At 66.9% G+C, this 24,093-nt stretch carries 19 protein-coding genes; 5 read left to right on the forward strand and 14 right to left on the reverse strand.

The window, feature by feature from the left end; translation table 11 throughout:
* Nucleotides 1-41: 41 nt before the first annotated feature.
* The 8 genes from NX778_RS04290 to NX778_RS04325 all read right to left on the reverse strand — a co-directional run bounded on the left by NX778_RS04290 (nt 42) and on the right by NX778_RS04325 (nt 10,584).
* Entirely contained in the window at nt 42-2,006 is a 1,965-nt protein-coding gene (locus NX778_RS04290) for a hypothetical protein (protein WP_258810433.1), read from the reverse strand.
* Nucleotides 2,007-2,208: 202 nt separating this feature from the next.
* The gene (locus tag NX778_RS04295; protein WP_258810434.1) at nt 2,209-2,943 is read right to left on the reverse strand and encodes an oxygen-binding di-iron domain-containing protein; all 735 of its coding nucleotides are present in this window, start codon (nt 2,941-2,943) and stop codon (nt 2,209-2,211) included.
* 16 nt (nt 2,944-2,959) lie between these two features.
* Complete coding sequence (locus tag NX778_RS04300; protein ID WP_258810435.1) at nt 2,960-3,583, reverse strand: TetR/AcrR family transcriptional regulator; 624 nt, start codon at nt 3,581-3,583, stop codon at nt 2,960-2,962.
* Between the two features lie 95 nt (nt 3,584-3,678).
* Nucleotides 3,679-4,518 carry a glutathione-dependent disulfide-bond oxidoreductase gene (gene yghU, locus NX778_RS04305; protein ID WP_258810436.1) on the reverse strand — a complete coding sequence of 280 codons (840 nt, stop codon included), beginning with the start codon at nt 4,516-4,518 and terminating at the stop codon, nt 3,679-3,681.
* A gap of 87 nt (nt 4,519-4,605) precedes the next feature.
* Nucleotides 4,606-6,936, reverse strand: coding sequence for a putative bifunctional diguanylate cyclase/phosphodiesterase (locus NX778_RS04310; RefSeq protein WP_258810437.1), 2,331 nt, complete (start codon nt 6,934-6,936; stop codon nt 4,606-4,608).
* Nucleotides 6,920-7,555 carry a methylamine utilization protein gene (locus NX778_RS04315; RefSeq protein WP_258810438.1) on the reverse strand — a complete coding sequence of 212 codons (636 nt, stop codon included), beginning with the start codon at nt 7,553-7,555 and terminating at the stop codon, nt 6,920-6,922. The genes NX778_RS04310 and NX778_RS04315 overlap by 17 nt, the downstream gene beginning before the upstream one ends.
* On the reverse strand, nt 7,552-8,001 hold the full coding sequence (locus NX778_RS04320; protein WP_258810439.1) for a nuclear transport factor 2 family protein: 450 nt from the start codon (nt 7,999-8,001) through the stop codon (nt 7,552-7,554). The genes NX778_RS04315 and NX778_RS04320 overlap by 4 nt, the downstream gene beginning before the upstream one ends.
* 174 nt (nt 8,002-8,175) lie before the next feature.
* The gene (locus NX778_RS04325) at nt 8,176-10,584 is read right to left on the reverse strand and encodes a WD40/YVTN/BNR-like repeat-containing protein (RefSeq protein WP_258810440.1); all 2,409 of its coding nucleotides are present in this window, start codon (nt 10,582-10,584) and stop codon (nt 8,176-8,178) included.
* Nucleotides 10,585-10,955: 371 nt separating this feature from the next.
* Here NX778_RS04325 and NX778_RS04330 point away from each other — a divergent pair, with 371 nt between their 5' ends.
* Nucleotides 10,956-14,144: an efflux RND transporter permease subunit gene (locus NX778_RS04330; RefSeq protein WP_258811041.1), complete on the forward strand. Its 3,189-nt coding sequence runs from the start codon at nt 10,956-10,958 to the stop codon at nt 14,142-14,144.
* The gene (locus NX778_RS04335) at nt 14,134-15,273 is read left to right on the forward strand and encodes an efflux RND transporter periplasmic adaptor subunit (RefSeq protein ID WP_258810441.1); all 1,140 of its coding nucleotides are present in this window, start codon (nt 14,134-14,136) and stop codon (nt 15,271-15,273) included. The genes NX778_RS04330 and NX778_RS04335 overlap by 11 nt, the downstream gene beginning before the upstream one ends.
* A gap of 73 nt (nt 15,274-15,346) precedes the next feature.
* Here the strand turns inward: NX778_RS04335 and NX778_RS04340 are convergent, their stop codons facing one another.
* Nucleotides 15,347-16,651 carry a family 1 glycosylhydrolase gene (locus tag NX778_RS04340; protein WP_258810442.1) on the reverse strand — a complete coding sequence of 435 codons (1,305 nt, stop codon included), beginning with the start codon at nt 16,649-16,651 and terminating at the stop codon, nt 15,347-15,349.
* Nucleotides 16,652-16,680: 29 nt separating this feature from the next.
* Between NX778_RS04340 and NX778_RS04345 the strand changes: the two genes are divergently transcribed.
* Genes NX778_RS04345 through NX778_RS04355 form a run of 3 tightly spaced genes read left to right on the forward strand, consistent with a single transcriptional unit; the run spans nt 16,681 to nt 20,902 of the window.
* Nucleotides 16,681-17,481, forward strand: a complete 801-nt coding sequence (locus NX778_RS04345; protein ID WP_258811042.1) for a ferritin-like domain-containing protein — start codon at nt 16,681-16,683, stop codon at nt 17,479-17,481.
* Between the two features lie 40 nt (nt 17,482-17,521).
* Nucleotides 17,522-19,894 (forward strand): DNA polymerase II, encoded by a 2,373-nt coding sequence (locus NX778_RS04350; protein WP_258810443.1) that lies wholly within the window; start codon nt 17,522-17,524, stop codon nt 19,892-19,894.
* A 51-nt stretch (nt 19,895-19,945) separates the two neighbouring features.
* Complete coding sequence (locus tag NX778_RS04355) at nt 19,946-20,902, forward strand: MBL fold metallo-hydrolase (protein ID WP_258810444.1); 957 nt, start codon at nt 19,946-19,948, stop codon at nt 20,900-20,902.
* 6 nt (nt 20,903-20,908) lie between these two features.
* On the opposite strand, the gene NX778_RS04360 is transcribed toward NX778_RS04355, so the two are convergent.
* The 5 genes from NX778_RS04360 to NX778_RS04380 all read right to left on the reverse strand — a co-directional run bounded on the left by NX778_RS04360 (nt 20,909) and on the right by NX778_RS04380 (nt 23,994).
* Nucleotides 20,909-21,400, reverse strand: a complete 492-nt coding sequence (locus tag NX778_RS04360) for a hypothetical protein (RefSeq protein WP_258810445.1) — start codon at nt 21,398-21,400, stop codon at nt 20,909-20,911.
* Nucleotides 21,401-21,456: 56 nt separating this feature from the next.
* A complete protein-coding gene (locus NX778_RS04365; protein ID WP_258810446.1) occupies nt 21,457-21,822 on the reverse strand; it encodes a hypothetical protein in 366 nt (121 codons plus the stop codon).
* 94 nt (nt 21,823-21,916) lie between these two features.
* Nucleotides 21,917-22,768, reverse strand: a complete 852-nt coding sequence (locus tag NX778_RS04370) for a metallophosphoesterase (protein ID WP_258810447.1) — start codon at nt 22,766-22,768, stop codon at nt 21,917-21,919.
* Nucleotides 22,769-22,836: 68 nt separating this feature from the next.
* Nucleotides 22,837-23,664, reverse strand: a complete 828-nt coding sequence (locus NX778_RS04375; RefSeq protein ID WP_258810448.1) for a MaoC/PaaZ C-terminal domain-containing protein — start codon at nt 23,662-23,664, stop codon at nt 22,837-22,839.
* Nucleotides 23,665-23,691: 27 nt separating this feature from the next.
* Nucleotides 23,692-23,994: a hypothetical protein gene (locus NX778_RS04380; RefSeq protein WP_258810449.1), complete on the reverse strand. Its 303-nt coding sequence runs from the start codon at nt 23,992-23,994 to the stop codon at nt 23,692-23,694.
* Nucleotides 23,995-24,093: the final 99 nt, after the last annotated feature.

The raw sequence follows: 24,093 nt of genomic DNA on the forward strand, positions 1-24,093 counted from the left end.
GAACTAATGTACATTCAAACGTCCGGCCTGTAGTCCGAAAACTAGCGAATCAGAATGCGGCCGGCGACAAGCTCGGCGCCGGCTCGACGATTGGCGTTCTGGCTGTCGAAGTCGACGACCTCGGCCCCGGTCCTCGGATCGATATGCCAGATCTTCATCCCGAAACTACCGGCTGTGCCATTGCCTCCTGCGACCGCCGACAAGGTGAAGCTGTACTTGCTGGTGCCGTCGATCGTGCCGGTTCCGGCCAGGGTCGCAGCTTGTCCTTGCGTCGACTGCACGCGCACATCGTCGCTGCGGAAATTGCGCCCGCCGAGGCTGAAGTAGAGCCTGCCGCCTGCGCCGCCGCGCGCGTTGGCGACGCTTGCGCTTGTCGCTGATGGCGCCGCGAAGCGGAAGTTCGCGATGCCGCCGGATCCAGCCCAGCCCGGGTTCGCTTGCGCCGGCGCCATCACGGAGCCGGTGCCGCTAATGCAAAAGTTGCAGGACGGATCGTAGGTGTAGAGAAAGCGGGTGACGGTCACCGTGTTCCCTTTGGCGTCAGCGATCGTGGCCGAGATCGTGAGGAAGTCCGCCGTCGAGTAGATGTGGCGTCCGGTGGCGGTGCCGGTCCCGTTGTTGATGGTGACGGGGATCGGCCGGTCTCTGGTTCCATCACCCCACGACCACGTCACGGTGTAGTTCCTGGCATGGGAGTCGGCCAGGAAGGTGATTGATGCGTCCAGCGTCGCGCCGATTGCGCTCGAATCGGGCGCCGTGATCGGGCCCGCCACGAGACCGTCGCCCACTCCCTTACCGCTCCCGGTCACCGGCTTGAGCAAGAGCAGCCCCGCATTCGATGCCGCGGCGATCGAGCCGTCGTCCGAGATCGCGCCCGCGCTGTACAGCTCCAGGCCCGGCGGTGCACGGTACAGGCGTTGGTTCAGGTCAGTCATGCCTTCCGCGCTGCTCCAGAGGAAGGCGTGATAGCGGTCTTCCGGGGTCACCGAGGCGCCGACCACCTGGCCCTTGTTGTTGGCCGCGAACGCCGCCGACCGGTGGCCGCCGAGCGTGCCGAGTTCGACCATGCCTTGCTCCGGCGTCCAGGTCATCGCTTTTTCGAACGCGCCTGCATAGGTGACGACGCCGGCAATGCGGCCACCCGAACTCATGCCGAACATGCCCGATCCCTGTCCGCTGCCGGTGCCGAGCTCGCGCATGCCGGTGGCGGCGGTCCAGAAGAAGGTATTGCCGTAGTTGTTGGGATCGTTCAGCAGCTTGCCCGCTACCTGGCCCTTGGCGCCGACCGCGACCGGGTCGGAATAGCGGCTGTTGATCGTGTCGATGTTGACCATGCCGCCGCTGCGGGTCCAGGCGTAGGCCTGGTAGCTGTGGCCGCCCGCCCAGGCGCTTCCGACGATCATGCCGTCGTCATTGATCGCCCGTGCGTAAGCGGAGGAGTCAGGGCCCGGCACCAGCAAGCCGAGGTCCTCGGCGCCGTTTTGCGCGCTCCAGTGGAAGGCGTGCGGCCACGGCGCGTTTCCGCCGGAGTCCGCGGTCGCGGCAATCTCGCCGCGGTTGTTGATCGCGGGTTCCCACGCGACAGTATAGCCAGGCAAGGTACCGATATCGACCGTTCCACGCTGCTTGCTCCATACAAAGGAGTGGGTGAAGCCCGTCGCGGAGCTTGAGACGCCGGTGACTTGTCCGTGATCGTTGACGCCGGTCGTGCGGATGAAGCCGTCGCCGAGCGGGGGAATTTCATGCAGGCGCACGCCGTCGTAGAACCAGGCGCGCGTGGGCGGATCCCACGGATCGGCGTGGGTCATTGCGACCTGGCCTTTGGCATTGATGGCGATGCCGGTGTCGCCCGGCCCGAGGTTGATCACCCGATACAGCGTCGGGCTGGCCGCGCGCGGGGCCGCGCTGGAGGCGCCAGACAGCGCAAGGCTTCCCAGCAGTGCGGATACCCAGCGGAATGCATGGGCTTGTCGCTTCTTCCTGATCGACTCGATGCGCGGCAACATGTCGCTCTCCTTGCAAAGGTTTGGAAGGGTTGCCCTGGTGGCAGGCGCGTTGCGGGGCGTACGGCGCCCCATCTGGATGTTCCGCGCGCGAGCGGAATTGGCCATGCTCGCGATCATGCGAGCGAAGCCGCGCGTGTGGCCCAGATCAAGCTGGGCCACAGCTTCATTTCGGAAAAATGTTGGGACGACGCTTGTTAGCTGATCAGCTTGCTTGCGCCGGCGCTAGCCGGTCGGCAAGCTTCCGCAGCAGGGCGCGCCCATCACCACGCCATGCGCTGCCGTGCATGCAGGCCAGGGTCGCGGGCGCCAGCTCCGCCAACCGCATCAGCTGGCTGCGCGTGTCGGGACTGTGTGCGTAGTAATCCATTTGCAGCCGGAACGCTTCGCTCGACTCGAGAATATCGTCGCCGGTCAAGGCGGGATTGGCATGGCCGGGCTGGGTGAACAGGTCGCCACACAGCAATGTGCCGGTGAACTCCTCGTAGGCGGCGCAGCATTCCCAGCCGTGCGGCAGGTGCGGCGTGGCCAGCCAGCGAATGCGGTGCTGTCCCAGCGACAGCACCTCGCCGTCGGCCATGCCCTTGGCCGGGCGCAGCGCGATATCGTCGACCGAGATCATGGCCGCGAGCGCGCCGCACAGCGGCACGGCCTGCGGCGCCAGCGTCAGGAAATCGTTGAGTGTGCCGCACTCGTCGGCCTCGATGTGCGAGAAGCCGACGTAGGCCAGCGATTCGACCGGCAACACGCTGGCGATGGCGTCGCGCACCTGGGTGAAGATGCGGCGCGGGCCCGTGTGGTAAAGCAGCGGTCGCTCATCGCGGATCAGGTATTGGTTGAACGAGAAGCCGCCTGGCATTTGCTGGGGCGGGACGGGCGTGGAGATGCGGAAGATGCCGTCGGCGATCTCGTCGACAGTGGTGGCGGTCGTGGCTTGCATGATCGGGCTTCCTTGTTCAGGCGTTGGCTTTCGGGATGAGCAGTGTCACCACCTGCTCGATGGCGCGGCCCACACGCTCCGGGTCGCTCAAATCGGCATCAAGACGCTGCCAGGCGGGATAGCCAAGCAGGACGTAGGCAAGGGTCAAGGTTTCCGCGGACAGCGGCGCGCCCGCGCAGGATTCAAGGACGGCGCGGATCATCGCCTCGGTTTCCTGCTGGGCCGTGCGTGCGGCTTCTGCCAGCAGCGGAAGCGAGGCCGCATCGCGCGCGGTCCAGCGCGTCCAGGGATGGAAATAGCGGTAGCGTTCGTGCAGGGCGCGGACCAGCGCCGCGATGCGCTCGGCTGTCCCTTGGATCGCGAGGAGCTGCCGTGGTTCCAGCGACGGCGCATCCTTTGCCACCGCGCCCATGCAGTGCGGCAGCAGGGATTCACGCGACGGGAAGTGCTTGTAGACCGTCGCAACCGACACGCCGGAGCGCGCGGCGATGTCGGCGTGGGTCGTCGCCATGCCGCCTCGCTCGGCGTGCAGGGCGATGGCAGCCTCGATGATGCGGCGGGTGGTCTCGGCCTGGGCGGTCTTGCGCGTAGTATTGTCGTATGGGCGGGTCGTCATGATGGTTTCGGTCTTGTCGCTCACTATTTAATATAGTTAGACTTTACTGAAACTTCAAGCACGACCCGGCTGTGATTCGAAAAAAGAATCAAATAGGCATTATTAATTCGACCGGCGAATCATCCGATGTCCGAGGCCTCATGCCGCTCCGGCACCTGGTCCTCCGGCTTGCCGCGCACGCGGTTGACCTTGCGGCCGCGGATCACGGCCGGGCGCGCACCGACTTCCTCGGCCCAACGCAGCACGTGCTTGTACTCGTGCACCGACAGGAATTCGGCCGCGTTATAGAGCTCGCCGCGCACCATGCCGCCGTACCACGGCCAGATCGCCATGTCCGCGATCGTGTATGTGTCGCCGGCCACAAAGCGATGCTGCGCCAACTGGCGGTCCAGCACATCGAGCTGGCGCTTGGTCTCCATCGCGTAGCGGTTGATCGGATACTCCAGCTTCTCCGGCGCGTAGGCGTAGAAGTGCCCGAAGCCGCCGCCGACGAAGGGCGCGGAACCCATCTGCCAGAACAGCCAGTTCAGCGTCTCGGTGCGCGCGCGGATCTCGGTAGGCAGGAAGGCGCCGAACCTGTCAGCGAGGTAGACGAGGATCGAGCCCGACTCGAACACGCGCAGCGGCGCGGCGCCGCTATGGTCGACCAGCGCCGGGATCTTCGAATTCGGATTGGCCTCGACGAAGCCGCTGGAGAACTGCGCGCCCTCGTTGATCTTGATGAGCCACGCATCGTACTCCGCGCCGGCGTGGCCGAGCGCGAGCAGTTCTTCGAGCATGATGGTGACCTTGACGCCGTTCGGCGTGGCCAGCGAATACAGCTGCAGCGGATGCTTGCCGACCGGGAGTGCCTGCTCGTGGGTCGGCCCGGCGACCGGGCGGTTGATGTTGGCGAACTGGCCGCCGGATTCGGCCGGCACCCAGACGGCTGGCGGTACGTACTTGCCTTGATCGGACATCGATTTCTCTCCTTGCTTGCGAAGTCGGCCTATTCTATCCGGCGGCCGCGCGGGCCGCTGGCAAGGGTGCAAGGAAAGGACCGCGGATCAAACAGCCGTTGCGGGCGCGGTGTAGGACTCGATCCAGCCGGGCAGCTGCTGCGCCGGCATCGGCCGTGCGATGCGGTAGCCCTGACCGATGTCGCAGCCGTGCTTGAGCAGCCAGTCCATCTCGGCCGGCGTCTCGACGCCTTCCGCCACCACCGACAAGCCCAGCGCGTGGCCGAGCATGATGGTCGACTGGACGATCGCCGCGTTCTTCGGCGTGGCGTCGACCGCGGTGACGAAGCTGCGGTCGAGTTTGAGCTCGTTCACCGGCAGCGTCTTCAGGTAGGCCAGCGAGGCCTGGCCGACGCCGTAATCGTCGACCGACAGCTTGACGCCGAGCGCGGACAGCTCGGCCAGGTGTTCCATCGCCATCGAAGGATCTGCCATCAGCGCGCTTTCGGTGATCTCGAGGCACAGGCGGTGCGCCGGCACGCCGTGGCGCACCAGCAGGCAGCGCACGCGCTGGCTCAATTTCGGGTCGAGCAGGTCGAGCGCGGACAGGTTGGCCGAGACTACGATCTCAATGCCGATCGCCTGCCACTGCGCCAACTGGCGCACCACGGTCTCGATCACCCACGGCGTGATCTCGCGGATGAAACCGGTCTGCTCCGCGAAGGGAATGAAGCGCACCGGCGGGATCATGCCGCGGGTGGGATGCTGCCAGCGCAGCAGGGCTTCGGCGGCGACGATGCGGCCGCTCCTGAAATCGAGCTTGGGCTGGTAGAACAGCGTGAACTCGGCGCGCGCCATCGCGTCGCGCATGTCGCCGATCAGCGACAGCTGCTCGGGCGCGGGCTCGGCGCCGATATCGGCCGCGAAGGCGATGCCGCCGTGGCGCCGCTTCGCTTCCTGCATCGCCTGCTCGGCGCGGCGCAGCACGGTGCTGGCATCGCTGCCGTTCTGCGGATACAGCGCGATGCCGATGCAGGCGCTGACGTCGAGCCGCTGGCCATCGAGCGTGATCGGCGCCTGCAGGGTCGACACCAGCTGCTCGGCGAAGGCGCGCGCAGCGTCGGTGCCGGCATCGCGCAGCAGGAAGCCGAACTGGTCGCCCCACAGCCGCGCGACCATCCCCTGCGCCGGCACCAGCCCCTGCAGACGGCCGGCGATGGCGCGCAGCAGGCGGTCGCCGACCGGATGGCCGAGCGCGTTGTTGATCAGGGCGAAGCGGTCGATGTTGAGCACCACCACCGCGCCGCTGGCGTCTTCCGGCACCTGCGCGAAGGTCTCGGCGAAGCGGGTGCGGTTGGGCAGGTCGGTGAGCACGTCGACATACGCCAGGCGCGCGATGCGTTCCTCGCGGCTGGCGATCCCGTCGCGCATGTGGGCGAAGCTGGTGGCGAGCTGGCCGATCTCGTCGCCCGGCAGTGTCGGCAGGCGCTGGCCGTAGTCGCCCATCGCGATGCGGCGCGCGGCTGCGGACAGATCGTTGAGCGGGCGGACGATGCGGCGCGCCAGCATGGTGCTGCCGAAGGCGAACAGGATCGCGCCGGCGCCGAGCACCATCAGCAGCCGCGCCAGCAGCACGCTGAAGGGCGCCTGCACCTGCGCCACCGGCAGCTGCAGCAAAGCCTGGATGTCGCCGTCGAGCGGGACGCGCACGGTTTCGTAGCGCGCGCCATTGATTTCGATGGCGTCGCCGCCGTCCACCAGCACATGCTCGAACTGGGCGCGCTGCGCCGCCGGCACCGAGGTCGCCAGCAGCCCCGGCATCGGACCGCCGGCGCGCACTATGTGCACCGTCAGCCCGGACAGCGCGGCCAGGTCGGCGGCCCAGCGGTCGTCGGCGGCAAAGCCGATCGCGACCCAGGCGATGCGCTGCGGCGCCATGATCGGCACCAGCACCACCTGGTACAGCTGGCCATTGCGCATCTGGCGAAAGCCCGCGCTGCGGCCGGGCTGCTCGGCGCTGGCGATCAGGTCGGGAAAGGGAAAGGGATCGCCGGGCGCCACCGCGCGCTGGCTCGACGCGATCAGCTTGCCGTCGGTGCCCGCGACCTGCATGACTTGCGCGTGGATGCGGCGCGCGTGGTTTGCGATCACCGAGCGCACGGTGGGCTGGTCCTGGGTCGCGATCGCCTCGCGGAAGGCGAAGTCGCCGGACAGCACGGTGGCCGCGGTCTCCAGCTGGCGCTGGTTCTGTTCGAGCAGGCGCTTGAACACGTTGGCGCCGAGCGCCAGTTCGCGCCGCGCCTCGTTGTCGACGATGTGCTGGCTGCTGGTGCGCACCAGGGCCAGCACCAGCCCCATGACGAGCACCAGCAGGCCGGCGAACACGATCACGATGCGGCGCTGGAGCGATGTCGAGAACAGCTTAGTAATGGTCGGCATCCTCGGTATGCGGCTTGTGCTCGCGCGGCTTGACGTCCAGCGCGAGCCGAAGCGGCGCCGGCGAATCGGCTACCTCGATGTCGCGCACCGCCGGCTGCGCCTTCTGCAGCGGATGCCACAGGCGCAGGTGGTAGCGGCCGGGCGGCACATTGCGCAGCAGCGCGCGGCCGTCGGCGCCGGTCTTGGCGAACCAGGGCGTTTCCACCACCAGCACGTAGGCCTCCATCCAGTCGTGGATATTGCAGCCGATGACTACCGTGCCCGGCTTGTCGAACACGATCGGCTGGCCCGGTTTGCCGGCGTAGAGCTTGATCTCGAACTGCTTGGGCGGCGAGAAGGAATAGACGTGGTGGCGGATGGTGTCGTTGTTGGGGAAGTCGATCGCGGTCCCGGCCTGCACCACCGTCAGGTAGGGAATGAACTCGCGTCCGCGTTGCTCGATCGATGCGGTGGGGCGCCCTCGCAGCGCCACCGGCGCCAGCGGTTCGAGCACGACGGCGGCATCGGCCACCGCCTGCCCGGCGGGATTTAGGACCAGCGCTTCCAGCGTGGCGGCGCCGGCGCCGCATGACAGCGCCAGCGCGGCCGCGGCCAGCAGCGTGCGGACGCCGCGCTTCATTTCTCGATCTGGAGGGCCGGTGCGATCTGCCAGATTTCGGTATCCAGCTCGCCGTCGCGGTAGGTCAGCACATGCCAGACTTTCACCGGCACCGCGCCTTCGTAGGCGGCCTTGGCTTCGATCGAGGCGCCGGTCTTGTTGGCGAAGGCGTTGAGGGCGCCGCGCTGTACCGGACGCGGTTGGCCCTTGTTCGCGCCTATCCATTTTTCCCACAGCGCGCGGATCTGCGCCTTGCCGCGGTAGCGTCCTTCGAGCGGACCGCCGACCCAGTCGAGGTAGGCGTCTTCGGCGTAATCGCGCATCAGACCCTCGAGATCGCCGGCGGCGACCGCGTCGAGGTGGGCGCGGGCCTTGGCTTCATCGATCGGACCGGCGAGGGCCGGGCCGGACAGGCACAACGGCAGAATAGCCAGCGCGAGCAGTGCACCCAGTCTTGCTTTATTCATCCGACAGTCTCCATGTTCCGTTCCGCCACGTGGCGCAAACTAATAATACACGGAAACAATAGCTGCAAAGAAAGCATCTTTGAGGAATGTCGCGCGCAGGCGAAAAAAGAAAACGGCAGGCCGCAGCCCGCCGTCATTACAGCCCGGCGTTGGCGCCGGACCGTGTCGAGACAATCACTGCAGCGGCAGGTCCCACACCCCGCGGCCGTAGGTCGAGGCGCGCAGGAAGCTGCCGTTGGCCGGCATGTAGAGGTCGCTCACTTCCACGGTCGGCAGGCCGGCGCCGAACTGGCTCCAGTTGGCGCCGCCGTCGGTGGTGCGGTACACGCCGAGCCAGGTGGCGGCGTACACGGTGTTGCCGGAAGCATCGTTCGGCGCCACCAGCAGCTTCTGGATCGGCACGTTCGGCAAGCCATGGCTGGCGGCGGCCCAGTGCACTCCGCCGTCGGTCGACTTGACCACCCACACGGCCTGGCCGAGCGGGTTCTCGGAGCCGACGTACAGCACCTGGTTGTTGGCGTAGGCGATGGTGCTGTTGTAGCCCGCGTGGCCCGGCACCAGGGTGCTGCGCAGCGCCCAGTTGAGGCCACCGTTGTTGGTGATGAGGATCCTGCCGCCTGTCGACACCGCCGCCACGTGGTTCAGGTCGACCGGGCTGACCGCCACGCTGTGCGATGCGCCACGCACATAGGTGAAGGCGGTGCTGCCGTCGAAAATCGGCGTCCACGAGGCGCCGGCGTTGTCGGTGCGGTAGACCTTGCTGGCGGTGTTGGTGAAGTACACGTTGCCGCTCGGGTCGGCCCCGGCGGTCGGGGTCGCGATCGGGGTCACGAAGTAGGCGTTGCAGGCGTTGATGCCGTTGTAGGAACAGGTGTTGCCGTCCCAGGCCGGGTCGTTCCATTTGCTCTGCTGCTTCGGATCCTTCTGCGAGTAGTAGATGTAGCCATAGACATAGCTGCCCAGCGCCGTGATGTTGCTGAGGTTCTGGCTGTAACCGACCCCGAAGCCGTCGCCTCCGTAGCTCTGGTTGAACGTGCTGGTGTTGCTGAAGCGGATGCGGGTGCCGTTGTCCTGCAGGCCGACCAGCACGGTCTTCGGATCCGAGCCGGGCGTTGCCATCGAATAGATCAGGTGGTCGACCAGGCCGACGTTCTTCTGGTCGGTCCACGTCGCGCCCTCGTCATAGCTGACGAACAGGCCGCCGTCGGTGCCGAACATCACGCGCTTCTTGCCGCCGGCGGTGGACACCGCGGCCGTGTGGTGGTCGGCGTGGGCGTAGGGCAGGCCGAACTGGGCCAGCCAGTTGGTCAGCAGGCGCCAGGTCTGGCCGCCGTCGGTGGTCTTGCCGGTGTTCAGCTGGCCGCCGAGGTAGACCGTGTTGCGGCTGGCGTCGGCCGGATCGACCACGATCATGTGGTTGTAGAAGGCTTGCCCGCCCATCAGTTCCATGGTCGGGTTCTCTTCGTTCGGGTTTCCCGGCGCCTTCGAGTTCAGTCCCAGCGCGGTCCAGCTGGCGCCGCTGTCGCCGGAGCGGTACAGGTCCTTCTGGTCGCAGGTGGTGTCGCAGGAGTTGGCCACGTAGGCATACACCACCGCGTCGCCGGGCGCGCCGACGGCGAGGGTAATGCGGCCGGCGCCGGCGGTCATGTTGGGTACCGCGAGCGCGGTCCAGGTCACGCCGTCGGCCGAGCTGTAGATCGTGGCCGGGCTGTAGTACTTGCTGGTGGCGACTGCGGCCAGCCAGCCGGTGCGGGTGCGTACCAGGCTCCAGGCGGTGCCGCCGTTGAGCACCTGGCTGTAAGTATTGCCGCCGTCGTTGGAACGGTAGACACCAGTGTCGGTGCCCACCATCACGATATCGCTGGCGCCGCGGGTGTCCACCTTCACGTCAAGCACCATGCCCGAGGTGCCGAGGAAGGTAAACGGCGACCAGCTATTGCCGCCGTCGGTGGTCTTGAGCATGGCGCCGCCGACGATCGGGATGCCGTCGAAGGGATCGCCGGTACCGTAGTAGAGGGTGTTTGGGTCCTTGCCCATCGCCGCCGCGCCGCCGCTGGTGGTGATGGCCTTGTCGGTGATCGGGCTCCAGCTCGGGTAGGGCGATTCGAAATTGCTGGTCTTCCAGATGCCGCCCGAGGACGACAGCACATAGACCGTGTTCGGGTCGCTCGGGTGCGGCATGATGCTGCGCAGGCGGCCGCTGTCGGTCACCGACAGCTTGATGCCGTTCTGGGTCTTGGTGGCGCGGGTCGGGCCGACCGACTGCCACACCGGCACGCCGGCCGGGGCCGCGGCGCCCGGGGCCAGCTGCGGGTAGGTATTGCGCTGGTTATAGAATTCGGCGGCCATGCGGCGCGAGAAGTCCGCCGGCAAGCTTTCACCATAGCGCGCCTTCAGCCATTCCAGGCGCCCCATCACGGTCGGGCGGTCTTCCTCGCCCTGGCCCGCCGCCGAGAAGCTCATGTAATCCTGCTTGCTCTTGTAGCCGCTATCGTCAGTGGTCGACTGCGCATGGGCGACTGAAAAGACACTGGCGGCGGCAAACATCGCGCCCAGCCAGCCTGCTGCACGTATCAAAGCCATAATATTCCTCGTGAGAATGTGGTTGTCGTTGTCCCGCAGACAAGGATGGGGCTGATGTTTGCGTGCCGAAAAGACTACTTTTTTCGACAAGAAATGTCATGCACTTTTTCAATTGTGCGCAGGAAAACTTCCCGGCTTGCGGCGCACCGGCAATGCGGCAAAGTGTGCACCTGCCGGGCTCGACCATGGCTGCGCCCGCGCAAGGCTACATGCAGGATGGATAGGCGGATGTAAGGATAGGCAAGCGAAAACTTTTGCCGCATAGTGTGGGATTTGCGCGATGGTTCGTCGCGAAACGATTGTAATTACGCGCACTTGGCGCAGGTCATGTGTCCGGTCGCCACCGTTCCCCGGTTTGGAGTTTGACAATGTTGCTTGGCCTGGTCCGCGTCGCGCTGCGGCGACCCTACACTTTTGTCGTGCTGGCGCTCGCGCTGCTCATCCTCGGGCCGCTGGCGGCGATGCGCACGCCGACCGACATCTTTCCTGAGATTAAGATGCCCGTGATCGCGGTGGCCTGGCAGTACACCGGCCTGCCGCCGGACCAGATGTCGGGCCGGGTGTCGACCCTGTTCCAGCGCAGCCTGACGACCACCGTCAACAATATCGAGCACATCGAGTCGAACACCTACAGCGGCATCAGCATCGTCAAGATCTTCTTCCAGCCGAACGTGGACATCTCGGTGGCCAACGCCCAGGTGACCGCGATCGCGCAGGTGGCGGTGAAGCAGATGCCGGCCGGGATCACGCCGCCGCTGATCCTGAACTACAACGCGGCGACCGTGCCGATCCTGCAGCTCGCCCTGTCCGGCAAGGGCCTGTCGGAGCAGAACCTGTTCGACCTCGGCATGAACACCTTGCGCACGCCGCTGGTGACGGTGCCGGGCGCCGCGATCCCGCTGCCGTACGGCGGCAAGCAGCGCCAGGTGCAGATCGACCTCAAGCCAGACGCGCTGCAGGCGCGCGGCCTGTCGGCGCAGGACGTGGCCGCCGCGCTGGCCGCGCAGAACGTGCTGACCCCGGTCGGCAACGAGAAGATCGGCGACTACGAATACACCATCCAGCTGAACAGCGCGCCGTCGGCGATCGACGACCTCGCGCGGCTGCCGGTGAAGGCGGTCAACGGCGGCACCATCTACCTGGCCGACGTCGCCGACGTCCACGACGGCAATGCGCCGCAGACCAATATCGTGCACGTTGACGGCGGCCGCTCGGTGCTGATGTCGGTGCTGAAGAACGGCTCGGCTTCGACCCTGGCCATCGTCGACGGTGTGCGCGCCAAGCTGGCTGCCATGAAGGCCGCGCTGCCGGAGGCGCTGAAGGTGGTGCCGATCAACGACCAGTCCGTGTTCGTGCGCGCGGCGATCCGCGGGGTGGCACTGGAAGGGGCGATCGCGGCCTGCCTGACCAGCGTGATGATCCTGCTGTTCCTCGGCAGCTGGCGCTCGACCGTCATCATCGCGGTATCGATCCCGCTGTCGATCCTCGGCTCGATCATCGCGCTGGCGGCCTTCGGCGAGACGCTCAACCTGATGACCCTCGGCGGCCTCGCGCTCGCCGTCGGCATCCTGGTGGACGACGCCACCGTCACCATCGAGAACATCAACTGGCACCTCGAACACGGCAAGGACGTGGAATCGTCCATCATCGACGGCGCCCAGCAGATCGTGACGCCGGCGCTGGTGTCGCTGCTGTGTATCTGCATCGTGTTCATCCCCATGTTCTTCCTCGAAGGCGTGGCGCGCTTCCTGTTCGTGCCGATGGCCGAAGCGGTGATCTTCGCGTTGGTGTGCTCGTTCATCCTGTCGCGCACGCTGGTGCCGACCATGGCCAACCACCTGCTGCGCGCGCATTCCCGGCACGGCCACGCGGCGCCCACCAATGCGCTGCAGCGCTTCCAGCGCGGCTTCGAGGCCCGCTTCGAGCGGCTGCGCCACGGCTACCGCCACGTGCTGGAGCGTGCCGTCACCCATCGCAAGCCGTTCGTGATCGGCTTCCTCGCCGTGGTCGCCCTGTCGTTCGCGCTGGTGCCTTTCTTGGGCAGTAACTTCTTCCCCGCGGTGGATTCCGGCCAGGTGCTGATGCATGCGAGGGTGCCGGTCGGCACGCGGGTCGAGGAGACCGCGGTGCGCTTCGCAAGGATCGAGCAGGCGATCCGCCGCGTGATCCCGGGCAGCCAGATCGAAACCATGGTCGACAATATCGGCCTGCCGCCCAGCTCCATCAACCTCACCTACAACAACACCGGCGTGATGGGCACACAGGACGGCGACTTCCAGATCGCGCTCAAGGAAGGCCACGCGCCGACCGCGAACTACGTGCGCCAGCTGCGCGACGTGCTGCCGCGCGAGTTCCCGGATACGACGTTCTCCTTCCCGCCGGCCGACATCGTCAGCCAGATCCTCAACTTCGGTTCGCCCGCGCCGATCGACGTGCAGGTGCGCGGCCGCGACATCGACGCCAACTTCGGCTACGCCCAGCAGCTGCTCAAGCGGATCCGCGCGATTCCCGGCGTGGCGGATGCACGTATCCAGCAATCGAACCGTGCGCCGGTGTTTAATGTCGACGTCGACCGCACCCAGGCGCAGCAGCTCGGCCTGACCACCAAGGACGTGGCCAACAGCATGGTGGTGAACCTGGCCGGCAGCAGCCAGGTCGCGCCGACCTACTGGCTCAATCCGGCCAACGGCGTCAGCTACCCGATCGTGATGCAGACCCCGCAGCCGCAGCTCGATTCGCTGGCGGCGCTGTCCAATCTCCCGGTCGGCAACGGCGCCAGCGCCAACGCGGCCACGCTGGGCGGTCTGGCCCGCATCCAGCGCGGCAGCGGCAGCGCGCTGGTCAGCCAGTACGACGTGCAGCCGATGGTGCAGATCCACGCCACCACCCAGGGCCGCGACCTGGGCAGCGTCGCCGCCGAGATCCGCACGGTGCTGGCCGATACCAAGGCCGACGTGCCGAAAGGCGCATCGGTCGAGATGCTGGGCCAGGTGCGCACCATGGAGCGCGCCTTCTCCGGGCTGTTGTGGGGGCTGCTCGGCGCGGTCGGCCTGATCTACCTGCTCATCGTCGTCAACTTCCAGTCCTGGAGCGACCCGGCGGTGATCGTGTCGGCGCTGCCGGCCGCGCTGGCGGGCATCGTGTGGATGCTGTTCGCTACCCACACCACGCTGTCGGTCCCGGCCCTGACCGGCGCCATCATGTGCATGGGCGTGGCCACCGCCAACAGCGTGCTGGTGATCAGCTTCGCGCGCGAGCGCCTCGCGGAGCTGGGCGACGCCGCCGCGGCCGCACTGGAAGCCGGCTTCGTGCGCTTCCGCCCGGTTCTGATGACGGCGCTGGCCATGATCATCGGTATGCTGCCGATGGCGCTTGGCCTGGGTGAGGGCGGCGAACAGAACGCCCCGCTGGGCCGCGCCGTGATCGGCGGCCTGCTGTTCTCCACCATCGCCACGCTGGTGTTCGTCCCCGTCGTGTTCAGCATCGTCCACGGCCGCCGCGCGCGCAAAGCCGCCGCCGGCCCGCAACCCCATTCCGGAGTACCCGTCCATGCCAACTAAGTCTTCCCGCCCGCTGCTGGCCGCCGGCGCAATCGCCGTCGCGGCCGCCGCCATCGTCATCGGCGGCCTGGCGACCCGCCATTCGCAGGCCGAACAACTCAAGCAGGACGCCGGCGAGCGCGCGGTGCCGACCGTGAGCCTGGTGGCGCCGCAGGATGCCGGCGGCGCGCCGCTGGTGCTGCCGGCCCGGATCGAGGCCTGGTCGCGGGCGCCGATCTACGCCCGCGTCAGCGGCTACTTGCAGAAGTGGACCGTGGACATCGGCGCGCCGGTCAAGGCCGGCCAGCTGCTGGCCCAGATCGACACGCCGGACCTGGACCAGGACCTGCGCGGCGCCCAAGCCCAGTTGGCGACCGCGCGGACCGGGCTGACGCTGGCCGAGAACACCGCCAAGCGCTGGCAGTCGCTGGTGGCGTCGCAGGCAGTGTCGAAGCAGGAAGCGGACGAGAAGCAGAACGATTACCAGTCCAGGCAATCGAACGTGACGGCGCTGCAGGCTACGGTCGACCGCCAGCTGGCGCTCAAGCGCTACACGCGGCTGGTGGCTCCGTTCGACGGCGTGGTCACGGCGCGCAATACCGACGTCGGCGCGCTGGTCAGCGTGGGCGGGGCCGCGGGCAGCGAGCTGTTCGTGGTGTCGGACCTGCGCCGCCTGCGCGTCTACGTGCGCGTGCCGCAACTGCAGGTGGCGCTGATCAAGCGCGGCAGCGTTGCCGAGTTGTCGGTGCCCGAGCGTGCCGGCCGCAGCTACAAGGCGACGGTGGAATCGCTGTCGCAGGCGATCGACGCCGGGTCGGGCGCGATGCTGGTCCAGCTGGCGGTGGACAACAAAGCCGGCGAACTGCTGCCGGGCGGCTTCGCCACCGTGCGCTTCGCCCTGCCAGCGCCGAAGGACGCGGTGATCGTGCCGCCGGGCGCGCTGATCGTCGGGAAGGGCGGCACCCGCGTGGCGACCGTCGATGCGGGCAACCACGTGCACATCCGTCCGGTCAGCGTCGGGCGCGACCTTGGCAGCGCGGTCGAACTGGCGAGCGGCGTCACGCGCGCCGACCGCATCATCGACAGCCCGCCGGATGGCATCGCCGAGGGCGACTTGGTGCGGGTGGCGGCAGGAAGCAAAGGCGCGTAGGCTGTCGAATCGCCGAACAAAGAGATACCTTCGTTCCCGCGTCCGCGGGAACGACGTTATTGTTAATGCACGCTCAGTAGCGGATCTCGGTCCCGGCCAGCGCGTCTCGCCAATCGCTGATGATCTGGCGGTAGGCGATGCCTACCTTGCGGATGCGCCGCTGCATGTCATACAGTCCGCTGGTGTTGACCTGCCCGCGCCGTTCGCGCAGGTCGATGTCCCAGTCCGCCTGGTCGGTCAGGCTGTACCAGGTGAAGCCGACCATTGGATAGCCTTCCAGCCGCAGGCGCAGCACGCTGCCCCATTGCCGTTCCAGCCATTCGGCCGCATTCAGGATCTGGAACTGGTTGGTCTCGCTGTGCATGATCGGCAGGCGGAAGCGTTCGTAGTACTGGCGCGCGAGGCCGTAGTAGCCGAGCACATGGCAGCGGTGGGTGTCGCCGTCCGGGGTTACGCGCATCTCGCTGGTCTGGTAGTAGTCGGTGCCCATGATGCAGCGCGGCCGGATCGAGCGGTTCATGAAATAGTCGAATTTCGCCATCGGCACGCCGTTCTCCAGCATATAGCGCAGGATGCGGCCGGAGGGCGCATGGCTGTAGTTCAGGTCGAGCGACAGGAAGCGGCGCTCGTTCAGGTGCGCCGTATGGGTAAGCGCGTCCGGATTGGCCGGGTGGTAGTAGCGCGTCGATTCGCTTTGCACGAACCAGGCGTCGCGCACTTTCAGGATCGCTTCGCTGGCGCGCACATTCGCTTCGACCGCGTTGACCAGCGCCGTCAGGAAGGCGGCATCCGTGCATAGCTGCTCGTTCCAGTAGCCCTTCAGCGCCGAGTACTCGGCCGTGATCAGCATTTCGTTCACCGGCGTGTATAGCCACACCCATGGGTAGCGCCGCGCGAAGGCCTCGGCGTACTCGGCAAAGTAGCGCGGGAAGTCGGGGTTCTGGAAAGTGCCGAGCCAGTCCGGCAGGCTGAAATGGCACAGGTCCGCGATCGGTACGATGCCCAGCCGGTGCAGCTCGGCGAAGGCTTCGTCGGCGAACGACCAGTCGTACTGCCCGGGTGCGAGATGGGTGCGGTAGTAGGGCACGCCGTAGCGCAGGCAGTGCAGGCCCAGCTCGCGCACCAGGCGGAAGTCGTCGCGCCACAGCTGGTAATGGCCCGACGCGGCCATCTCGTCGATGCGCAGTCGCCTGCCGTCCGGCCCGGTGATGGTCGGCGCGCTGTTCTCGATGCCGGTGCAGAAGGTGAACGAGCGCGCCAGCTTGCTAGCCGCGATTGGCGGCTGGGTGACAGTGTCCGACTGGGTGCTCATCGCTGGGAAGCCGAAGCAGATGTGAATGAATTCAGACACGGCGGCGCGGGCGTAGTTCGGGTACACTCGCAGCTTTTCTGCGGATGGGAATGACGATGTCGCGAGCGTGTGAGCTGCGGACGTGTGCATTGGAATGGCTTGTCGAGACCGCGCCAGAGGCCAAGGCCGCCGGCGTCCTGGCGCTGGCTGCCGCGTCGCTGTCCGGCGATACGACGCTCGACTGCGCGCTCGAGCTGAAGACGTCGGCCACGATTCCGGGCCGTCCGCCGCAGCCGGAGCTGGTCCCGCCGCGCCTGGTCGGCCGCCGCTCGATGGTGACGGTCGAAGGCCGCGCGATGCTGATCCACGCGCTGGCCCATATCGAGTTCAACGCGATGAACCTGGCGCTGGATGCGATCTGGCGGTTCGCCGGCATGCCGCCCGACTACTACACCGACTGGCTGCGCGTGGCGAAGGAAGAGGCCGAGCATTTCTCGATGCTGGAGGCGCACCTGCGCTCGCTCGGCAGCCGCTACGGCGACTTCCCGGCGCACGACAGCCTGTGGGAGATGGCCGAGAAAACGCGCGGCGACGTGCTGGCGCGGATGGCGCTGGTGCCGCGCACGCTGGAAGCGCGCGGGCTGGATGCGACACCGGGCGTGCGCGCCAAGCTGGCGCAGGCCGGCGACATGGCTGCTGCCGGGATCCTCGACATCATCCTGCGCGAAGAGGTTGGCCACGTCGAGATCGGCAACCGCTGGTATGGCTACCTGTGCGCGCAGCGCGGCGTCGATCCGCGCGCGACCTACGCCGAGCTGGCGACTTTTCACAAGGCGCCGGTGCTCAAGGGCCCGTTCAACATCGAGGCGCGCCGCCGCGCGGGCTTCACCGAAACGGAGCTGGCCGATCTTGGCTGATCCGGTGCACAGCCGGCCGCCGCTGCCTTAAACTGGCGCCATGGACGAACCCGCAGGACAACAAGGCTTTCTGCTGACCCGGCATTGGCGCGATACCGATGCCGGCGTCGAGGTCGATTTCTGGCTCGCGACCGACGACGGTGCGCGCCGCGTGCGCCTGGCCGCGCAGCCTTGCGTGGCCTTCGTCCCGGCCGAACTTGGCGATAGCGTCAGGCTGGTGCTCGAACGCGAACGCGGCTGGGAGCTGCGGCCGCTGGCGCTGACCGATTTCAGCCACCGCCCGGTGCTCGGGCTGTACTGCAGCCGCTACCGCCACCTGCTCAAACTGGAAAAGCGCCTGCGCCAGCATGGCATCGACATTTACGAGGCCGACATCCGCCCGCCGGAGCGCTACCTGATGGAGCGCTTCATTACCGCCCCGGTGCAGTTCGCCGGCAGCGTGGAGAGCGACCAGCGCCTGCTTGCCGAAGGCCTGCTGCGTCCGGCGAACGGCTACCGTCCCAAGCTACGCACCGTGTCGCTGGATATCGAGACCACCATGTCCGGCGAGCTGTATTCGATTGCGCTGGAAGGCTGCGGCCAGCGCCAGGTCTACATGCTCGGGCCGCCGAACGGCGACCCATCCGCATGCGATTTCGCGCTCGACTACTGTGACAGCCGCGCTGCGCTGCTGGACCGGCTGGAAGAGTGGATCGCGCGCCACGACCCCGACGCGATCATCGGCTGGAACCTGGTGCAGTTCGATATGCGCGTGCTGCAGCAGCATGCCGAACGCTTCCAACGGCCGCTGCGCCTGGGCCGTGACGGCAGCGCGATCGAATGGCGCGAGCACGGCATGAAGCAGGAGCACTACTTCATCTCGATCGCGGGCCGGCTGGTCATCGATGGCATCGAGGCGCTGCGCTCGGCGACCTGGAGCTTCCCCTCGTTCAGCCTGGAGAGCGTGGCGCAGACCCTGCTCGGCGAAGGCAAGGACATCGACAATCCCTACGACCGCATGGACGCGATCGACCGCATGTTCGCCGAGGACAAGCCGGCGCTGGCGCGCTACAACCTCAAGGACTGCGAACTGGTCACGCGTATCTTCGCCAAAACCGGCTTGCTCGACTTCCTGCTGGAGCGCGCCAGCGTGACCGGGTTGGCGGCGGATCGCAGCGGCGGCTCGGTGGCGGCGTTCGAGCACCTGTACATGCCGGTGATGCACCGCCAGGGTTATGTGGCGCCCAACATCGGCGACGTGGTGGGCGGCGACAGTCCGGGCGGCTTTGTCATGGATTCGCGCTCCGGCCTGTACGACTCGGTGCTGGTCCTCGACTACAAAAGCCTTTACCCGTCGATTATCCGCACCTTCCTGATCGACCCGGTGGGACTGGTCGCAGGGCTGCGGGAAGATGAGGCGGAAACCGTGCCGGGCTTCCTCGGGGCGCGCTTTTCGCGCACCAGACACTGCCTGCCCGATATCGTGCGGCGCGTGTGGGAGGGGCGCGACGCGGCCAAGCGCGAGCGCAACCAGCACCTGTCGCAGGCGCTCAAGATCATCATGAACTCCTTCTACGGCGTGCTGGGATCGAGCGGCTGCCGCTTCTTCGACCCGCGGCTGGCTTCGTCGATCACGATGCGCGGCCACCAGATCATGCACCGCACGCGCGAGCTGATCGAGGAGCAGGGCTACCAGGTCATCTACGGAGACACCGATTCGACTTTTGTGTGGCTGGGCCGTGCGCATGCGGAAGAAGATGCCGCGCGCATCGGGCGCGCGCTGGTCGCCACGGTGAATGCGTGGTGGCGCACGCACCTGCACGAGGAGATGGGACTGGACTGCGCGCTTGAGCTGCAGTTCGAGCGCCACTTCACGCGCTTCCTGATGCCGACCGTGCGTGGTTCGGATGAAGGCAGCAAGAAGCGCTACGCGGGCCTGGTCACCACCGGCGACGGCGGCGTGGACGTGGTCTACAAAGGATTGGAGACGGTGCGCACCGACTGGACGCCGCTGGCGCAGCAGTTCCAGCAGGGGCTGTACATGAGGATCTTCAAGGGCGAGCCGCACGAGGATTATGTGCGCGATTACGTGGCGCGCACGCTGCGCGGCGAGTTCGACGAGCTGCTGGTGTACCGCAAGCGCCTGCGCCGCCCGCTGGAAGACTACCAGCGCAATGTGCCGCCGCACGTGCGCGCGGCGCGCATGGCGGACGAGCACCATCTCGGCCAGGGCCGGCCGGCGCAGTACCGCAACGGCGGCTGGATCCGCTACCTCGTCACCGTCAATGGCCCCGAACCGATGGAGACCCTGCGCTCCCCGATCGACTACGAACATTACCTGACGCGCCAGCTGGAACCGGTGGCGGACGCGATCCTGCCCTTCATCGGCGACAGCTTCGCGCGCCTGACCAGTCCACAGCAGACGCTGTTCTGAGCAAACCGGTGCGCGACATGGCCGCGCACATGGCGGATAATGGTTCGCATCATGGAGATCCAGTTCCTCGGCACCTCATCCGGCACACCCACCAAAGCGCGTAACGTCGCCGGCCTCGCGCTGCGCCCGCCGGAGTCGAGCCACTGGTATCTGGTCGACTGCGGCGAAGGTACCCAGCACCGCATCCTGCATACCAGCTTTTCGCTGCACGGCCTGCGCGGCATCTTCATTACCCACATCCACGGCGACCATTGCTACGGGCTTCCCGGCCTGCTGGCCAGCGCGGGCCTGCTTAACCGCAGCGCGCCGCTGCTGATCGCCGGACCGCCGGAAGTGCGCGCCTATGTGGAATGCGTGATGGCGACAACGGCCCTGGGCCTGCCCTACGATCTGGATTTCGTCGAAGTGGAGGATGGCGCGCACATCGACTGGCTGCCGGACGTCGTCGTTGGCGCGGTGGCGCTGTCGCACCGCGTGCCTTCATACGCCTATACATTCGAGGAAAAGTCGGTCGAGCGCAAGCTGGATGCGGCCCGGCTTGCGCGTGATGGCGTGCCTGCCGGCCCGGTGTGGGGGCAGCTCCAGCGTGGGGAAGGCGCGAACCTGCCAGACGGGCGCGTGTTGCGTGCGGAGGACTACCTTCTGGCGTCGCGCAAGCCGCGCAAGATCATCGTCGGCGGCGACAACGATACCCCGCAGCTGCTGGCCCAAGTGGCGCAAGGCGCGGACGTGCTGGTGCACGAGGCTACCTACACCGAGGAAGTGCTGCTGAAGATCGGACCGGAACCGCAGCACAGTTCCGCAAAAATGGTGGCGTACTTCGCCCAGGAAGCCCAGGTCCCGAACCTGGTGCTGACCCATTTCAGTCCACGCTATCACCAGTCGATTGCCGAGGTCGAGGCGGAAGCGCGTGTGGAGTACGGCGGCCGCCTGTTCCTGGCGAGCGATCTCGATCGCTACATTCTGGACCGCGAAGGCGTGCTGGCACGGATCGCGCCAGCCGCCTGAACGGTGTTACTGGACGCGGCGCACCTTGGCCGAGTTGTTGGTGCCCTCGACGTGCAGGAACATCGTGCCGAACACATTGCGCTCGATACGCGCTTTCGGATTCTGCATCGGCGTGAGGACGGCGTCGCTGCCGTCGACGATGCGCCATACCTGGCCATTGGCCAGTTTGATGCGCGAGTTCGGACCCCATCCGTCGAACGTGCCGACGATGGTGCTCTCGATCGACTTCGGCTCATCTTCCGTCTTCTTTTTCACCTGCTCGATGCCGAAGTTCTGTTCGGCGGTCGTGGCGGCGGTCGGCGCAGCGTTCGCGGCAACGGGCGCCGCTGCCGGCGCGGCGCTGGCGACCGGGTTGCCGGCGGTAAGCGGAATCGCATCGTAGCAGCGCAGGCGCGCGGAAGCCTCGCCGAGCGCACGGCACTTCTGGAGTGCGGCGTCGTCGGCAATGGCGGTGCCGGAAACGAGCAGGATCGACAGCAGGGGCAGGAGTTTTTTCATCGTGGTCCGGAAAGCGGATTTAAACGGGGACGATTATATCGGCTTTCCGGGGCCGGTCAGGACAGCCGGCCGTGGACCAGGAAGGCCCAGGCGACGGTGATGATGATCACCCCGGTCAGGCTGACGCAGGACCAGGTGAAGAACCATGCGGACAGCACCTGCGCCTGCAGGCCTCGCTCGAACAGGAAGCCGAGGCCGAAGTCGAAGGCCGTGAGGAAGGACCAGCGGCGCAGGTAGACCGGCAGGTAGCGGCTCATGCGCCGGTTGTGCTGGCGGGCGGCGTGGCGTTCGATGCGGTTGCGCGCGGCGTGGACGTCGGCGAACAGCCAGTCGAAGAACAGGAATCGGTACAGCAGGCGCCGGAACGGCATCTGTTCGGTGGCGCTGGAAGGCTGGTCGGGTTTGATTGGCGGTGCTTGCATTGGTGCGCTCCAAAATGGCAGGGCTTGGGATCAATACTATGCCGAAGCCGCTTTACGCACCGGCTTTTGCCACGCAATCGTGCGCACTGCTGACTCAGCTCAAAGTGCAGATGATGAGTTCGGGATCGGCGTTGATCCGCAGCGGCAGCGCGCTGCAGCCGACACCGCGGCTGACGAGCAGCGGACCGTGTGCGAAATCGAACCTGCCGCGGCAGTGATGGCGCGACAGCGGCCCGCGCGGGCGCACCAGCGGTGTGCCGCCGGCGAAGGCGATCTGGCCGCCGTGCGTGTGGCCTGCCAGGCCGACGTCGAAGCGCTCGTCGGTCAGGTGCCACATGCCATCGGGAGAATGCATGAGGTAGATCCTCACCCCGGCCGCGCCCTCGAAGGTGTCGCGTGGGGACGGTTGGCCGGTCCAGGGATCGTCGATGCCGCAGATGCTGACGTTGTCGAACGGCGCCGGCAGGCGCTGGTTGCGGTTCACCAGCACCTGCACGCCGGCGCGGCGCAACTGGGCCTCGATGCCGCCGCGGCCGTGCCAGATGTCGTGGTTGCCGATCACGGCGTAGCTGCCCAGCGGCGCCTTCGCCGCAATGTGGAACAGGCGGGCCAGCCCGGCGACATGTTGACCGCCCAGCGACACGTAGTCGCCGCCCAGCAGGACCACGTCCGGCTGCTCCTTTTCGATCAGGCGCGCCAGTTCGTCGAACAGTGCGGCATGGGTGGTCGGTCCGGCGTGCAGATCCGATGCGAACGCGATCACGAGCGGCCTGGGTAGCCGCTTTTCGGGAGCAAGGGCGATGTCGTGGCGGGTGACAGCCAGCCGGCCGTGCAGGCCGCGCCGGTAGCTCCACGCCGCGACCCTGCCTTTCAACAGCAGCGTGTCGAGCAGGCGTTCGATACGGTAGCGAACCGGCCTTGCGCGCTTTTGTTCGAGTTCAGTCATCTGTCCTGTCGATTCAGCAGGCGTGCACTTTACCGCAGCCGCGCAGCATGGCCGCGCACCGCTGGCGCCTAGGCCAGCCTGAAGCTGCCGATGACCGCGTCGCGCCCGCCGCTGCTAGCAGTGTACTCGCCTGCCTCAAGATCGGCGGACAGCGTCACCTGGCCGGGCAGGGCGATGGGCGCCGTGAACCGGGACGAGATCGCGGCCACGCGCCGGCCGGCTGCGTGTTCCAGCGCCGCGCAGCATGCACCAACCGTGTGCATGCCGTGGATGATCGGCGTGCGCATGCCCATCAGCTTCGCCGTCCAGTGCGACAAATGGATCGGGTTCCAGTCGCCCGACACTGCTGCATAGCGGCGGCCCGCTGCGCTGTCCAGCTTCCAGCTTGCGATTGGGGCGGTGTGGGAGACTGGCGGAGGCGCGGACCTTGCTCCGCGCCGGCCGCGTACCGCCAGGTAGTCGCTGGCGCAGCTGAAGATGTCGCGTCCATCTTGCTGTCCCGTTGTGCGGAACAGGACGTGGATCGCGCCATTGGCCTGCGGTGGCGCGATGCTTGCACTGGTATGGAGCAGCATCGGCCGCGCCGGATCGAGTGCGTCGTGCGCGATGAGCTCGTTGGCCACGTGGATCATGCCGGGAATGCGGAACGGGAAGCCTGCGCCCAGCATCGACGCCAACTGGGCGCGTTGTGCAAGCAGGTAGTGGAAGGTCAGCGGCAACGCGTCCGCATCAAAGCCGATCAGCTGGCGGTAGCTTGCCAAGCTTTTCTGGTTGGTGGGGGATGCAAGATAGGTGGTGCTTGCGGGCCCGTCGACTGTGGTCGTGGCCCGCGCGCGCTTGAACAGGGCGCGCAGCAACAGCGGCCCGGGCGCGGGAAGGGGAGGTGGATGGTCCATCCTCCCATTGTAGTGAAGAATACCGCCTCAGCGGGAAGGCTTGTCCTCGCTTTCGCTGGCCTTGCCCGCTTGCTGCGAGCCGGACCCGCTGCCCTGGCGGCTGGCGTTCCCGCGTCCGCGATTGCCCAGTGCCGGCAGGTCGCCATGCTCGCCCAGGTCGGCATTCTGGCGGTTGCCCGAGTCCGACAGCGGCGGCATGCCGACGCTGCCGTCGTGCTTGCCGCTGTTCAGGTTGCCAGTCGTGCCGGTGGTGCCGGCCTGGCTGGTGCCAATGCCGCTCAACTCGTCGAACTCGCGGCCCTTGGTGCCTTTGCCCTTGTTCTCAGCCATCATCGTCTCCTTTCGGTGAAACAGGAAGACGATGTTAGGCCTGCCCGCCAGCGCTCCAATCAGAAAACGTAGACTGGTTGTGTAGGACTGCACTCACAT

It is taken from the genome of Massilia terrae, assembly GCF_024753145.1.
Lineage (GTDB): Bacteria > Pseudomonadota > Gammaproteobacteria > Burkholderiales > Burkholderiaceae_D > Telluria > Telluria terrae.